Source organism: Peribacillus sp. TH14 (assembly GCF_016651145.1).
Lineage (GTDB): Bacteria > Bacillota > Bacilli > Bacillales > DSM-1321 > Peribacillus > Peribacillus butanolivorans.
In genome coordinates, this window is record NZ_JAEKEK010000002.1 from 285,149 (window position 1) to 299,665 (window position 14,517).

The following is a 14,517-nucleotide window of genomic DNA, read 5'->3' on the forward strand; positions in this document are numbered from 1 at the left end:
GAATTCATTTCTTCCCATTTACTTCAAAGCAGTGTGCTGATAATTGAAGAGAAAATCATCAATAGGATTTGTTCCCCATTAAAGTGAACTGATTTAGAAACAACCATGAGGGGATGATAAGGGTGTTATCGTTGCTGAATTTACTTGCTTTCCTGACCGTGGCTGGATATGCGATCTATTTGTTTGTCAATCTATTATATACTCGCTATTTGTTTATTAAGCTTGGTAAAAAAGCTGAGTTTGAACCAAACCTGAAAGAACGCTTCAATCTAATCTTAGTCAACGGCTTCGGTCAGTCAAAATTATTCAAAGACAAGAAAAGCGGTTTAATGCATTTAATATTATTTTATACTTTTTTTATCATTCAAGTAGGACTTATAGAACTTATTATCAAAGGATTTATTAAAGGCTATGAGTTTCCTTTTGGTGAAGCACATAAATATTTCAGTCTCCTGCAGGAGTGGGCTACGTTTCTTATGCTGCTCGCCGTCGTATATGGCTTCTACCGCCGATATGGTGAAAAGATAAAGCGTCTGCAATGGAAGCGCGATGGTAAAGCCGCTTTTGTTTATATCGCTTTAAGTACATTGACTTTATCCATCCTGGTTTCATTAGGATTCGAAACGGTAATGTTAAACCATGAACCAAATCTTGTCTATGCTCCATTCTCTGGTGCAGTTGCATTATTGTTTTCCGGTATCGGAACAACGGCAGGAACTGTGATGTTCTACGGATTTTGGTGGGTTCATATGCTGACTGTATTCACGTTTATGGTATTTGTACCACAGTCTAAGCAATTTCATGAGTTATTTGCCATGGTTAATATCTTCTTTAAGAAAAGCGGCCCTGTTGGGAAATTGAAAAGGATTGATTTTGAGGATGAGACAGCTGAAGAATTCGGTGTCGGGAAAATTGAGGATTTTACCCAGCATCAGTTGATTGATCTGTACGCATGTGCAGAATGCGGACGATGCACAAATATGTGCCCAGCTTCAGGAACTGGAAAGACATTATCCCCGATGGATCTTATTGTTAAGATGAGGGACCATTTGACAGAAAAAGGGGCAGTGGTTACCTCTAGACAGCCATGGGTGCCTGCCTTTGCTTTTAAAAACACAAGAGGCAATCAATTAGCATTAGCGGATAGTGGTTCTCAAGAAGTAGCAGCAACGATCGAAAGTGTGAGTTTAATAGGAGATGTTGTGACAGAAGAAGAGATTTGGGCATGTACGACGTGCCGTAACTGTGAAGACCAATGTCCCGTGATTAATGAGCATGTGGATAAAATCATAGATTTGCGCCGTTACCTTGTCCTAACAGAAGGAAAGATGAATCCTGATGCACAGCGTGCGATGACGAATATTGAACGTCAAGGAAATCCATGGGGGATGAATCGTAAGGAACGTGTCAATTGGCGTGATGCTTTAGAGGATGTGACAATTCCAACGACAAAAGAAGTGAAAAAATCAGGAGAAGAGTTTGATTATCTGTTCTTTGTTGGATCGATGGGCTCTTACGATAATCGAAGTCAAAAGCTTACTCAATCCTTTGCTCGCCTGCTGCATCTTGCCGGAGTGAGGATAGCTATACTAGGGAATGAAGAAAAGAACTCTGGAGATACACCACGTCGTCTTGGAAATGAGTTTTTATTCCAAGAACTAGCAAATGCAAATATTGAAACTTTTAAAAAGTATGATGTGAAGAATATTGTCACGATGGACCCTCATGCTTTTAACACATTAAAAAATGAATATCCTGAGTTTGGTTTAGAAGCAGAAGTTTATCACCATACGGAATTGCTAGAAAAATTAATCAAAGAAGGAAAGTTAACACCAAAGAACACGGTAGACGAAGTGATTACGTACCATGATTCTTGTTACTTAGGTCGCTACAACAATGTTTATGACCCTCCAAGGGAGATATTAAAAGCTATTCCAGGTGTGAGGATTGTAGAAATGGAACGTAATCGTGAAAATGCGATGTGCTGTGGTGCAGGTGGAGGCATGATGTGGATAGAAGAAAAAGAAGGTCAGCGAATAAATGTATCCCGTACTCAGCAAGCATTGGAAGTCAGCCCAAGTATCATTAGCAGCGGTTGCCCGTACTGTTTAACGATGTTAAGTGATGGTACGAAAGCATTGGAAGTAGAAGGAACGGTCCAAACTCTAGATATTGTTGAAGTTTTAGAAAAGTCAGTCCTAGGCTAATAACTTTTATAATTGGTGAATTTTCTTTAACTGGTTTGGGTTTTGTAATTTGGTTTTATAACTTGGAAAATATACTTTGATACTTTTTAAAGTTGCATCTTCAAAAGAAAGAAAGAGCGTTGAAAAAAATGATTCTTATATTTCGGTTTTTTATGATTTTCTTTCTGCCATTGTTCTGACAATTGGGGTTTTTCTACTTCACCCAACATTGTCATTTTTGGCAATTATTACAAGTTATATAGCTACCATTTTTTGGCCTTACCAAGTGGCCGAAGGATAGATGCTATCTTAGGTTTTTATTCTACACACATACTAAAAAAAGAGAAGACTATAAAATATTCTCTTTTTCCATTTAATCCTTTTCACGATAATTGGTTCTTCTCTCTCCCAGCTGTTTCGCAGCCTTTCTAGCCTTCTCCTGTTCAGGGTTTGAATACAGGGCAGCCGTTGTTGTTGAAGTATGACCAAGTTGAGTCATCAGCAAATGGATGTCTCCTGATTGCTCCATTAATTTAGTCCCATATGTATGCCTTAGTTTGTGTGGGGACATCGATTTATTGGACTTAAATGCCTTGGTGTATTTCTTTACTAGAGCCTCGATGGCTCGATTGGAAAGAGGGGTAGCTCCATCATTCACCCTAGTCAAGAATACATAGGCCGTATCATCGCTTGATCCCCTATAACGTTCCGTTCGCACAGCTAGATAATCTTTTATGTCCTGCATAGACGGAGGAGAGACTGCCACTACATCTTTTTTTCCACCCTTACGTAAAACGTTTATCATATAAGACGTGGGAAAAATTGCTTGTAGTGATTGAAGAACAGCGAAATAAGTTTATAAAGCTCGTCCAACAAGATCTGCTCGATGAAACAATTTCCGGGAGATTTACATAAGAGTAGGTTTTTTCGAGGTCCTCATTGTGAGGGCTTTTTTTGTTGCAAATATAAACACCCAATTAATTCTAGGTATTTTGGGAGTAATGAGCGTATATTGTATTGGATGCGCTTCAAAAGGATTATTTTAAAAATAAGCCCATTTTACTAGGTTGGTTTGATATACTAGAAATGGAAAAATTGAGAGGGTCATTTTTATGAGTAGGGAAGTGTAAAAAATGCTCTGGAAAATTTACTTTTGGCTAATTATAGCTATATCGATAGCTTCAATGTTTGTAGAAGCGGTTCATGGTCCGGTGATAGAAACTACGGATACTGTTATCAGTATTATTTCCACAATTGGATTATTTGGTTATGTATATAACAAACAATTGTTATCAAAGTCATTCTGGAAATTCGTATTTATAATAACTGTAATTGAAGTGCTTGCATACACCATGTTGGATGTGCTTAATGATCCAGAACTTGGAGTAGGAGGAATGATTTTCGTTACAGCTTTCACGCTTATCATAATGTATCCTTTCTTTCTAGGTTTATATAGATATGGATTCCGTAAGCAAAATTTAGCTTAGTAACTTCATAATAGCAGGTGCATTTGTTTGAATAAGGCATTAAAAAAGGAGACCATAAAATATGTTAACAGTCGATAATTATATTGATTCTATTAAAGCTAACCTTGAGAAACATTCAGATTTGTTAGAAGGTAACCTTAAAAATATCATTACATACAACTATTTTTCTGAAATAGATTTGTTGGATTTTACCGCATTTATTGAGCCTACAAATTTTGAAATTTCAATAAGGATGTTCTCTATGGATAGAGAAGCTAACGAAGTTTTCTATGAAGGTAATGACACAACAGTTTTTGCAGGTAGTGTTGATGTAATTCCTGATGTAACATACTATCAGTTAATCGACAATTCATTGGATGATTTTCTTGATAATTTTTACGAAGAAAACTATCCAGCAATATACGAGTTAGAACAAAAAGCGTTTACAGATTGGTTTGGTCAATGTTGGAAAAAATCAGGTGGGGATATATTGGATTTACCATCGTTCTTTGTTTTCCACGACGATACTAAATCATATGAGTTAAAAAATAATCAATGGATTGATGATGAAGAAAAATGGTCATAAAAAACGGTGAAGAATGCCTATATATAGGCATTCTTTTTTATTATCAAAATATCAACATTAACGATTAATATAGCTTATATTTAAATATCTCAAATTTGCACCCAAAGCTTTCGCAGATTTGGAAACAAAATTGAATACTGAAACAGCTAATCATCAGGCCATAAGGATCATGGCCATCAAAACAGCTGAATATGACGCAAAGGTTAAAGAGCTTGCTGCAGCTAACAATACAATTAAAAACTTGAATGCTACACTTAAATATGCGGAAGAAAAGGCTGGACAAGCGGATAAGTAAGTCGCTGAACTTGAAAAAGAAATTCAAAAGGCTAATAAAGAATTGGAGAAACAATATAATAATAACAATAATAATATAATTAAAAACGATATGAGTTTATTGTAAAACAATAAATCATGTGTTAAAGTCATTTTATTATTAAATCAGTGAGGTGCTTTAAATGAATGTTAAACAAGGTTCAACCACTTTCTTAAAGGTAATTATTTTTCTGATTGGAATTGCGATGCTTGCTTTATGTATCTATTGGTTGCCTGAGATAGCCATTAAAGATGCAAAGGTACATCCAGATACGGCTTATTTCCTAATTCCCTTTTTAGTATGTGCATATGGATTCTGTATTACGTTTTCTGTTGCGTTGTATCAAGCATTTAAACTACTAACCTATATCGAAAAAAACAATGCTTTCTCTGATTTATCCCTTAAATCTTTGAAGGTTATAAAAAAATGTGCTTTTACAGTCATTCTCCTCATTTTGTTAGGAATAGTAAGCTTAAAGGTGCTTGCTAAAATCACAGGAGACGACCCAGCAGGTCCTATATCACTAAGTCTAATGGGTATTTTAGCAACAAGTATCATCGCAGCCATTGTGGATGCACTTCAAAAGCCATTAAAAAATGTCCCAGATATTAAGCCAAAAAATGAATAACGGTTTGAGAAAATTTAATTAACGAGGTACTTTTTATGAAACAAATTACGACACTCTTTTTAAAGCTAGCTGTTATTTTTATAGGAATCCCAGTTCTTGCATTGTGCATATTTTTAGTGCCCCATATGGCGAATTTCGCAGCAAAATTGTATCCAAATATTGCCCCAATGAAATATCTCGTTTTCATCGTGATGTATGGAGCGGCAAAATACCAACAAATTGATACTTATTCGTTTTAAATATGGGGTCCTTAACCTTCATAAATCTAATCGACATGAAGAAATAATCGAATAAGAAAAAAATAAGAGCATCCTTAATAGGAGTGCTCTTTTTTCCGGTTATAAGAACCTTTGCCTTTTTTGTTTTTAATAACACGAGTGGAGGGATCAAAGGCCCAGCGCATCCGGCTGTTTGTCATTCACCAATTGTTTTCTTTTTTGTTTTACTCATTGTATATATTCCTACTTTCATAGATATTTGAAGTAAATACCTCAGCTCTGCACACCTTTGTTTTTACTCGCAATAATTGAAGCCACAATTGCAAAGGGAAGTAAAAAGAAAGCTAGTATTCCATATGCTGCTCCTTCAAATCCCCTAATCTACACAAAACTTATGTAAAACAAAATAATTGAAGCTATGAAGGTTAATATACCTGGTAAAAGCCTTACAAATAAAGAGGTTTAATTTTCTAAACCACCAAGCCAAAAGTATTGCTATTATCCCTGGAACACATGCAATTAGAAGTGGAACTCCCAACATCAATTTTGTAACCCCCTTAAAGTTTATATGTAAATAATAACGAATAAGTAAATTATTTCTTGTTTTAATTAAAAAATGAAAAAGACAGCCGGGGGTGGTCGCCTTCTTCTATTTGTGAGGGAGGAAAATAAAATGTCGAACTAAGGTAAAGGTAGGTTTAATCAAGTTGGATTCACGGGAGGTGTGAAGGTAAAACTTGTGAGGTAACTTACATTCTTAATAAAACCTTTTAAATCTTATAATGCAAACTCCTACTTTCATTATTTCAAGACTTAGTATACTTTTTAATTAAGTGCAAAAATAAATACTTATATGGTAAAATTTACAATAAGGAGGGAGAGCAGTGAGAGGCGTCTTTTAATTTATATTAAATTGCAATTAATACCTAGAAATATATACGCGAGATTAATTAATTGATAATTTAAAAAAATACGAATGTTTATGCAAAATCATTGTAGGTCTTATAGAAAAAATATTAGATGGGGTGAAGAATTGAAGAAGTTACTATATCTTATATTAATAATTCCTATGTTTTTGTTTGGATTTAATCCAACATCAACCTTTGCAAGTTCTCCTACTAAAGAGGTTGATTTAAAAGAAGAGGGAAGCCAACCAGGTGAGTTTCCGACAGAAGATACAACTCTATTAGGTACTGATGTACTTTTAGGTCAAGAAATATCCGTTCTTGTAGATGAAAAAACAGGAGAAATGACTAATATTGAAAATGGTATGTCTACAATGTGTGCTACTTGTAATCGATATACTTGGAAAACAGCCACAGATACAAGACAATCAAGAGTCTTTCACAAAAAAATAACTGATACTACAACATGGAGTTTTAACCTTAACTTTAAGGTGGAAATAGCTGGTATAATAGCTGTTTCTGGTGGTGGAGACAAGGTATATTCGGCAACGAAAAAATGGGACCAATACAAAGAAACATGGAAATTGACTGGAACACTAAAAACCTATAACCCAACTGGTAATTTGATAAAAACAGAAAAAAGAAATGAAACCTACATTAAATATAAAAAAGTAGCAACAAAATAAATTAAAAATAGTGAAAATGCAAACCCTTTTTAGAATAAGGGTTTGCATTTTAGAATTTGAAATTTTCGTACAACAAAGGGGTAAGAATGGGTACTAATATTAAGCAAACTCATCGCTTTATATTATATATAACAACACTAATTATGGTTATTTTTCCTCTTGTGGAAAGTATATTACAAGAACTTTCTTTACAAATAAACAAACAATTATTTTTCTTTTTAAGTAAACTGGTAATTATCTATGTGCTTTTTCTTTTCTTAAAAAAGAAGAAAATAACCTTATCTAGCATTCGGCTTAAAAAGGTACATATAAAATATATTCTTCTTGGTATTTTAATGGGTATTATAGTTCACATGCTATCTGTGATATTCGGTAGGATTCAATATTATCTACTAACTGGCGAATGGCTTTCTGCTGAAAAAATTGTTAGTACACTTATGGAGAGTAGTAAAAACATAAGTTTTTACAGCATTATTATGATTGGCTTTTCAGTAGCTATTAGTGAAGAAATTCTTTTTAGAGGCATATTATTAAAAGAATATCAGAGAATGAACATAAAACCGGCAATAATTTTAAGTGCTCTTATTTTTAGCATTTACCATATGACGGTTGGGAATTTGGTTTTTGCATTTGTAATGGGTATCTCTTTTGCACTAGTAACTATCTATACTGAAAGTATTATTCCGGCTATCTTTTTTCACTTTTTAGTGAATGAAATATTGAGGATCTTAATGCATTTCCCAGAAAAGGTTACTGAAACTTATTTTAAGGTAATGGTGTCTCCAATTACTACCATAACTGGTTTAATACTTTTTCTATCTATATTAACTTTCTTATTTATAAAAGTAATAAAAAATAATCATTTTCAAAGTGAAAAAGTCAAATTCTTTGATAGGTATATTATTTTGTTGTTTTTGATGTATGTTATTTTTCTAACAATAAAATAAATTTAACCAAAGACAAACGGGCAAATGATTACTGCACATTTGGGTATGTCGCCTACCGTGGAGTCAATAGCCTGCGCCTACGCTAAATAGTATGAGAAAGCGAAAGCACAAGTTTAAAAGAAATGAGCAGAAGGGGAATCATTAGATTGCCCTTTTCGTAGTATACAAACACGTCTTATGCTTACATATTTTATCCTAATGTATTTGTATTTTAACAGCGGAGTAGGCTTAAAAAGAAATCCACTCTTTCAACATAATATTAATTTAGTTGAAAGAGTGATGTAGGTAAATAAAAACCAGAGAAATCCCTGGCTTAATGGACAATATGTATGCGGCCATCATCCCAAATCTCAATGCTTTGATAGCTACCAAGATAATTTAATGTATCGCTGATTGAGCTTTTTCTATTAATTCTTTCTGACCATTCATGAACACTCACGGTTAAGAATTAAATTATAGAAATAAACAATTTCAGCTCCGCCAATAACCTCAGAATTTATGCAGGTAAAAGAGACTCCATATTTTCTTATGAACCACAAACGAGCATCTTTATGGCTGCTGAATTCCGGAATTTTAGCTTCATCTTCACGGGATATAGGGCAAGCTTATTTTTATAATTCTCAAATTTGCAACCAAAGCTCCGTTTATAAAAAGAAGTGGAGAAACATGGCAAAGAGGTTGTAAAAGTAAAAACTAAAACTGAGGATGCTGAAACAATGACTAGAGATAATTGAAATGATGAATTGTATAAAATTCTTTTTCGTCTCATAACATAAGAATACTCGTTACAATGAGATACAATTAAAACCTTTAAGGAAATGAGCTTAGAGGTTTTTTTCTCTGAATATGACTGGTCCTGGCCAATCGTATTCAGAGATCAAAATAAGGAGACCTATATTATACAATGAGCAAGTGTGAATGTTCTGTTAAATGATACTTTTAAGATGTGGACTTTTTTTGAACATTTTTATCCTGTCTCAAAACAACAAGGTTACTTGTCGTTTTGAGACAGTGAATTTTATACATTTACAACTTCCTATAATTTATCTTATGTTAACTAATAAAATTGTAAACTACGAAAAAGGCAATCTAATGACTACCCTTCTGCACGTTTTTTTAATCTTGAGCTTTCGCATTTAATAAATATTTTATAAAGGATCTTTTTCCAAATCAATGAAAATTTCCGAAGTTACACTTAAATATAAAAAAGAGAAGACTAGAAAATCTTCTCTTTTTTCATTTAATCTTTTTCACGATAATTGGTTCTTCTCTCTCCCAGCTGTTTCGCAGCCTTTTTAGCCTTCTCCTGCTCAGGGTTAGTATAGAGGGCAGCTGTTGTGGTTGAAGTATGACCAAGTTAAGTCATCAGTAAATGGATGTCTCCTGACTGCTCCATTAAGTTTGTCCCATAGGTATGTCTCAGTTTGTGTGGCGACATCGACTTATTGGACTTAAATGCCTTCGTGTATTTCTTTACTAGAGCCCCGATGGCGCGGTTGGAAAGAGGGGTGGCTCCATCATTCACTCTAGTCAAGAAAACATAGGCCGTATCATCATTTGAGCCCCTATAACGTTCCGTTCGCACAGTTAGGTAGTCTTTTATGTCTGCATCAACGGAGGTGAGACTGCCACTACATCCTTTTTTCCACCCTTACGTAATACGTGTATTTGTTTATCTTCAAAATCCAAGTCTCATAGCCTTAATTTGGATAACTCGTTCACCCGGATGCCGCTTCCTAAGAAGAGGGATAAAATTGCAAAATCACGTTCCTGGTCCCTTTTAAAATAAATAAGTTTCATGGACCTTTCAGGTAGCTCCTTTTCATAGTTATGCATCACGAATTCAAGAAACCGAGCATCCTCATCATTGTGGAAAATCTTTGCCGATATTCTCGAAGCACTGGCCCCCAAAGTCTCTTTTACTTTGTTCACTTCAATTTTCAACATGACATTTCGATAGAAGTAAGGTTCGCCGTCATCATTTTCTGACTGAGTCGTTAAATACTTGAAAGGGAACGTAATGCTGAAATTTCCCGATTGACGGATACCTTTTCGGCTTTTTTTGTTTCCTTCTTATTGATAGGGATATTTCTCCGTTCCAAAAATTTGATAAAGGATTGAGCTTCGATCAACTTTAACTTTTCCAGCACTGACAGGGGGATATCTTTAATATGCTCCTGCTCAGCAATGCTCTCAGCTATCAGCCACTCCAAAAATAATTATAATCAAGAACGTAATTCAAAAGGGTAGAAGGGGGGCCGGGTATCCAATTTATTGTCAACATACTCAACGATGTAGAAAGGTATGGACTTAACCAGCTGTTCCAATTTCTGCTCATGGATTTGACATTCTCTTATCAACAGATCCACATAATATCAGTAAATACTTCAGTTTTCCAATCTTATTTAATGGTTTCAATTATGGACATAAAGGAATGGAGGGGAGGAAATGAAAACAAAGCAAGACTTGAACACCGGTTATCACTGCAAACGTTGGATCATTTCAATTTTTTCATGAACCTATTGATGAAATTAGAGGGTTCTTAAATCAATCACAATCATTGAGACCTTAATAGGGTCTTTTTTTAAATAAATCGACTGAAATTATAAACATAGAACTTTACCTGTCAACAAAGTTGTATCAAAAACTATCTAGCTGAAAAATGCCACAAAAGTCCTTGCAAACAAGTATACAAGGACTTTTATAATTTACATAAAAGAAATGGCACCACTAATTATAGCTAATACTGTTAAGATTAACGATGTCAAGATGGCCCATTTGTATGCGAATTTCTGATATTCTCCAAGGTCTTTATCAACCATACCAACTAATAGAATGGTTGATGCAACAAGTGGACTCATTAAATGAGCGGGTTGTCCCAATATAGAAGCCCGAGCAATTTCTAACGGACTGATTCCATAGGCTGAAGCTGCTTCTGCAAGAATAGGGAGAACTCCAAAATAATAGGCATCATTCGATAAAACGAAAGTGAATGGCATACTTGTAATGCCAACAATGACAGGAAAAAATTGACCTAGTGAAGCAGGTATTATCGAAACCAGTCCATTAGCAATAGCATCAACCATTTTTGTACCGGAAAAGATTCCTGCAAATACTCCTGCCGCAAAAACTAACAGAACAACAATCAATGCGTTTCCAGAATGTGCTAAGATGCGCCTTTTTTGCATTTCCAGATTGGGGTAGTTAATCATTAAAGCAATAGCGAAACCGACCAAAAATAAAATAGGAGAAGGTACCAATCCCATAATAAGAATGACCATAATGCCTACTACAATGAATAAGTTAACCCACAATAAATGAGGACGTTTAATGTCAATGTGTGGGACTATCTCAGTGGCTTCATTTTCTACAGTAGCAGCTATTTCAATATTTAACTCTTCTATGTGTATTACACCCAGTCGTTTACGTTCTTTTGTTCCTAAAATAAATGCGACGAAAATAACCCAAAGAGCACCACAGATCATGGTTGGAATAAGTGGGACGAAAAATTCGGATGCATCAAGTCCCAATACTGCGATTGCCCGTGTAGCAGGTCCACCCCAGGGGGTCATTCCACTCATAACACTTAAAGCTAGCATGGCTACTGTGGCTAAAACCAATGGATTCATACCGATTCGTTTATAAAGTGGATACATAGCTGAAACAGTAATGATATACGTTGTTGTTCCATCTCCATCTAGGGCAACGAGTAATGCAAGAATTGTGGTACCTACCGAAACTTTAACAGGATCTCCTTTGACAACTTTTAATAATTTTTTGATCAGTGGGTCAAATAAGCCCGTGTCTATCATAATACCAAAAAATAATATGGCGAATAATAATAGAGCAGCAGAAGGAGCGACTAGCTTAATGCCTTCCATCATCATAGTGCCAATTTTACTTCCAAAACCACCAATTACTGCAAACACGATCGGAACTAAAGTTAAAGCAACAATGGGTGATAAACGTTTGGACATAATTAAATAGGTAAAAACGATAACCATAGAAGTACCTAAAATTGTAAGAAACATTATTAAATCCCCTCCCTAATTTTGAATGCGCTTTCAATTAATCTCCGGATGACTTAGAAATAATTTGCGAATTTTCAGAAAGAGACTGGTAGATTAATAAGTTTTACACTATGCTTATGCGCTTTTCTTTATTAAAGGTTAATACAGAGAGAGCAATAAGTTAAATACATATTTTTTTGGTATTGTTATCAAAATAATTTATTCTTTAAAAAAGAATGGAGACTAAAGCAATGAAAGCCACTGGAAAAGTGATTCATAACTATAGATTTTAAATTTAAATGCTACATTTAGTTTTATAAAGAAGGTCATCATCTAAATTATAGATGATGATCTTCTTTTCTTTATGAATCAGACTTTTTCAGTGCCTTTGAGCAAAGATCCCTCCTTTTTATTTAACATTTAGATTTACTGAATTACTGTTAGTCTTTTTTTCTTAAACTTAATTTTAATACCAATCTTAGTAATGGAGGAACGGCGATATAAATAAAAGCCAACCGAAATAGTTGATAGCTGGTAACAGTAGATACATCAGCATTGACTTCATGTGCAATGATTCCCATTTGATCCATTCCACCAGGGGCTAAACTTAAAAAACCCGTAATAGATGATAAATCATAATACTTGGTCAGTAGAAAACTGAAAAACATTGTTGCGCAGATCAAAATTAGCCCGTTCATCAAAGCCAATAATATGGTTTTCTTTTTGTTTTCGAGTTGTTCCGGTTTTAATAGTAAACCGATATAACCGGCAACCATAAATTGAGATATATCAAGAAGTGAAGGGGGAAGCGGGGGTCCCTGCAAACCAAAAAGGCTTATTGCAGCAGTAACGATTACTGGTCCTAAAAAGTAAGGAGCTGGTAATTTGATTATTTTACCTATTCTTGCTGCGAGAAAACAAATAAGCGCGAACAGAAAGATAAGTGGAAATAATTCACTCCACTGTGGAATAACGTTATCCATTATTCTAGATGAGCCATTGGTACTTTCCGATGCAAAAAGGGGACTGGAAATTAAAAATGGAACTAAGAAAACAACCATGATCACTCTTGTAACATGGAAAAAGGTTACTGTTGTAATATCAATCCCTTTCATTTCTTCTGCAAACACAACGATTTGTGACAACCCTCCAGGAATACTGCTTGTTAAGGAGGTAGGATAGTCAATACCGGTAAGTTTTGACATGACAAAAGCCGAACATACACACACAAGGACAATTAAAATTGTAAGGATCAACATTGAGGGAAGGTGACTAATCATGTCAGAAAATGAGCTCTTGGTAAAGGAGATGCCAATTGAATAACCTACAATAATTAATCCTGTATTTCTAATCGAAACGGGCCAAATTAATTTAACGTTTTTGAAGCGTGAAGTAATTAATAGGGCTGCCATTGGACCTAGAAGCCAGGGGATTGGCAACCTGATAAGAGAGAAAAGGCCGCCTCCAATAAAAGCAGTTACGATTGCAGCTAATAATTGGATTCCCCTGCTTACTCTATTTAAATCCCACTTTTTCATATTAATTCTCTTCCTTTGTATTAGATTTATTTCGTTTCGTCTTGTTTCCTTTGTTTAGAATCATTTAGAAAATCAATAAATGCTTTTACTTGAGCCAAATCCATAGTGACATCCCGATAAAAAATCCAAGTTTCTCTAAGCAAATAGCTATTATCGCTTAATACAACGGGGAAAGTATACAGTGGTTCATCATTCTTAATACAGATTTCTGGTAAAATGGCATATCCTAAACCATTAAGAACCATTTCTTTACATGTTTCTATCCGATCTACCTCCATTGAAACCTTAGGTGGTACTGTAAATGTTTCCTGCCACCAGTTTTCAATAGTTAGTTTTAACGATTGGTCTGTTTGATAATTCACTCTAGGAAGAAAAGGAAGATCATTTAATTCAATTTTTTTACTGGAAGCAATGCAAATCTTTTCTTCTTGAAATAACACTTTATTTTCCTGCCATTTGTAAGGACCTCTAACTATCCCTAGGTGTGCTTCTTCTTTTTTAAGCATTTGATGAATTTCAGAACTCCATCCAGTTTTCAAACTAATTTCAACATCTGGATACAGGGTTAGAAATTCTTTTAATAATACTGGAAGTTTATATCGGGCAAACAAGCCAGATACACCCAAACGTAAAGTTCCTTTTACTTTTTCATCCAAATTTGAAATATGTTCTTTTGCATCTCGTAACTGGTTACTCATATCTCTTGAATATTGAACCAGATATTCGCCTTTAACAGTAAACTCGATACCTCTTTTTCCTCTAGAGATTAAATTTGTTTTAAATTCTTTTTCTAGCTGTTTTATACGGTAGGTTAAAGCTGGTCGCGAAATAAATAGTCGTTGTGTCTGCCTTTGTTATATTTCTTTCTTCATGAAGAGTAATTAATATATGCCAGTCTTTTTCATCCATAATATTTTTCTCCTTTCGTCATAAAAAATATTTATAGGTAATTAAAAATAGCAATAATTTATTTGATTTCTAAAAGTATAATACAACTAATGAATGAAAGAAATCTATCTTTTTTTGTGTAAATC

General features: G+C 34.5%; 16 protein-coding genes and 1 pseudogene. 8 read left to right on the forward strand and 9 right to left on the reverse strand.

Annotated features, from left to right (window positions below):
• The first annotated feature begins 113 nt into the window (after positions 1–113).
• Entirely contained in the window at positions 114–2,207 is a 2,094-nt protein-coding gene (locus JFU50_RS29325) for a (Fe-S)-binding protein (protein ID WP_201225485.1), read from the forward strand.
• Positions 2,208–2,559: 352 nt separating this feature from the next.
• Here JFU50_RS29325 and JFU50_RS29330 read toward each other — a convergent pair whose 3' ends face one another.
• Complete coding sequence (locus tag JFU50_RS29330) at positions 2,560–2,991, reverse strand: tyrosine-type recombinase/integrase (protein ID WP_201225487.1); 432 nt, start codon at positions 2,989–2,991, stop codon at positions 2,560–2,562.
• A 328-nt stretch (positions 2,992–3,319) separates the two neighbouring features.
• Here JFU50_RS29330 and JFU50_RS29335 point away from each other — a divergent pair, with 328 nt between their 5' ends.
• The 5 genes and pseudogenes from JFU50_RS29335 to JFU50_RS29355 form a co-directional block, all read left to right on the forward strand.
• A complete protein-coding gene (locus JFU50_RS29335) occupies positions 3,320–3,673 on the forward strand; it encodes a hypothetical protein (RefSeq protein ID WP_098175180.1) in 354 nt (117 codons plus the stop codon).
• Positions 3,674–3,734: 61 nt separating this feature from the next.
• Positions 3,735–4,238: a hypothetical protein gene (locus tag JFU50_RS29340; protein WP_201225489.1), complete on the forward strand. Its 504-nt coding sequence runs from the start codon at positions 3,735–3,737 to the stop codon at positions 4,236–4,238.
• A 118-nt stretch (positions 4,239–4,356) separates the two neighbouring features.
• The gene (locus JFU50_RS29345) at positions 4,357–4,533 is read left to right on the forward strand and encodes a hypothetical protein (protein WP_201225491.1); all 177 of its coding nucleotides are present in this window, start codon (positions 4,357–4,359) and stop codon (positions 4,531–4,533) included.
• Between the two features lie 160 nt (positions 4,534–4,693).
• The gene (locus JFU50_RS29350) at positions 4,694–5,179 is read left to right on the forward strand and encodes a DUF2975 domain-containing protein (protein WP_201225493.1); all 486 of its coding nucleotides are present in this window, start codon (positions 4,694–4,696) and stop codon (positions 5,177–5,179) included.
• 35 nt (positions 5,180–5,214) lie between these two features.
• Positions 5,215–5,385, forward strand: a pseudogene (locus tag JFU50_RS29355) (DUF2975 domain-containing protein); the annotation flags it as partial.
• Between the two features lie 107 nt (positions 5,386–5,492).
• Here the strand turns inward: JFU50_RS29355 and arfA are convergent.
• Positions 5,493–5,597 (reverse strand): alternative ribosome rescue factor ArfA, encoded by a 105-nt coding sequence (arfA, locus tag JFU50_RS32125; RefSeq protein WP_201225495.1) that lies wholly within the window; start codon positions 5,595–5,597, stop codon positions 5,493–5,495.
• Between the two features lie 833 nt (positions 5,598–6,430).
• Between arfA and JFU50_RS29365 the strand changes: the two genes are divergently transcribed.
• Positions 6,431–6,988 carry a hypothetical protein gene (locus JFU50_RS29365; RefSeq protein ID WP_201225497.1) on the forward strand — a complete coding sequence of 186 codons (558 nt, stop codon included), beginning with the start codon at positions 6,431–6,433 and terminating at the stop codon, positions 6,986–6,988.
• An 86-nt stretch (positions 6,989–7,074) separates the two neighbouring features.
• Positions 7,075–7,935 carry a CPBP family intramembrane glutamic endopeptidase gene (locus JFU50_RS29370; protein WP_201225499.1) on the forward strand — a complete coding sequence of 287 codons (861 nt, stop codon included), beginning with the start codon at positions 7,075–7,077 and terminating at the stop codon, positions 7,933–7,935.
• A 1,357-nt stretch (positions 7,936–9,292) separates the two neighbouring features.
• Here the strand turns inward: JFU50_RS29370 and JFU50_RS31255 are convergent.
• The 7 genes from JFU50_RS31255 to JFU50_RS31870 all read right to left on the reverse strand — a co-directional run bounded on the left by JFU50_RS31255 (position 9,293) and on the right by JFU50_RS31870 (position 14,392).
• Positions 9,293–9,520, reverse strand: a complete 228-nt coding sequence (locus JFU50_RS31255) for a tyrosine-type recombinase/integrase (protein WP_342366384.1) — start codon at positions 9,518–9,520, stop codon at positions 9,293–9,295.
• Positions 9,521–9,627: 107 nt separating this feature from the next.
• Positions 9,628–9,882, reverse strand: a complete 255-nt coding sequence (locus JFU50_RS31260) for a hypothetical protein (RefSeq protein ID WP_242489179.1) — start codon at positions 9,880–9,882, stop codon at positions 9,628–9,630.
• A gap of 50 nt (positions 9,883–9,932) precedes the next feature.
• Entirely contained in the window at positions 9,933–10,148 is a 216-nt protein-coding gene (locus JFU50_RS31265) for a hypothetical protein (protein WP_242489180.1), read from the reverse strand.
• Positions 10,149–10,643: 495 nt separating this feature from the next.
• A complete protein-coding gene (locus JFU50_RS29380) occupies positions 10,644–11,966 on the reverse strand; it encodes a CitMHS family transporter (RefSeq protein ID WP_201225501.1) in 1,323 nt (440 codons plus the stop codon).
• A 419-nt stretch (positions 11,967–12,385) separates the two neighbouring features.
• Complete coding sequence (locus tag JFU50_RS29385) at positions 12,386–13,483, reverse strand: AbrB family transcriptional regulator (protein ID WP_201225503.1); 1,098 nt, start codon at positions 13,481–13,483, stop codon at positions 12,386–12,388.
• A gap of 26 nt (positions 13,484–13,509) precedes the next feature.
• Positions 13,510–14,313 (reverse strand): LysR family transcriptional regulator, encoded by an 804-nt coding sequence (locus JFU50_RS29390; protein WP_342366392.1) that lies wholly within the window; start codon positions 14,311–14,313, stop codon positions 13,510–13,512.
• Positions 14,261–14,392, reverse strand: a complete 132-nt coding sequence (locus JFU50_RS31870) for a hypothetical protein (RefSeq protein WP_342366385.1) — start codon at positions 14,390–14,392, stop codon at positions 14,261–14,263. Before JFU50_RS31870 ends, JFU50_RS29390 begins: the two co-directional genes overlap by 53 nt.
• Positions 14,393–14,517: the final 125 nt, after the last annotated feature.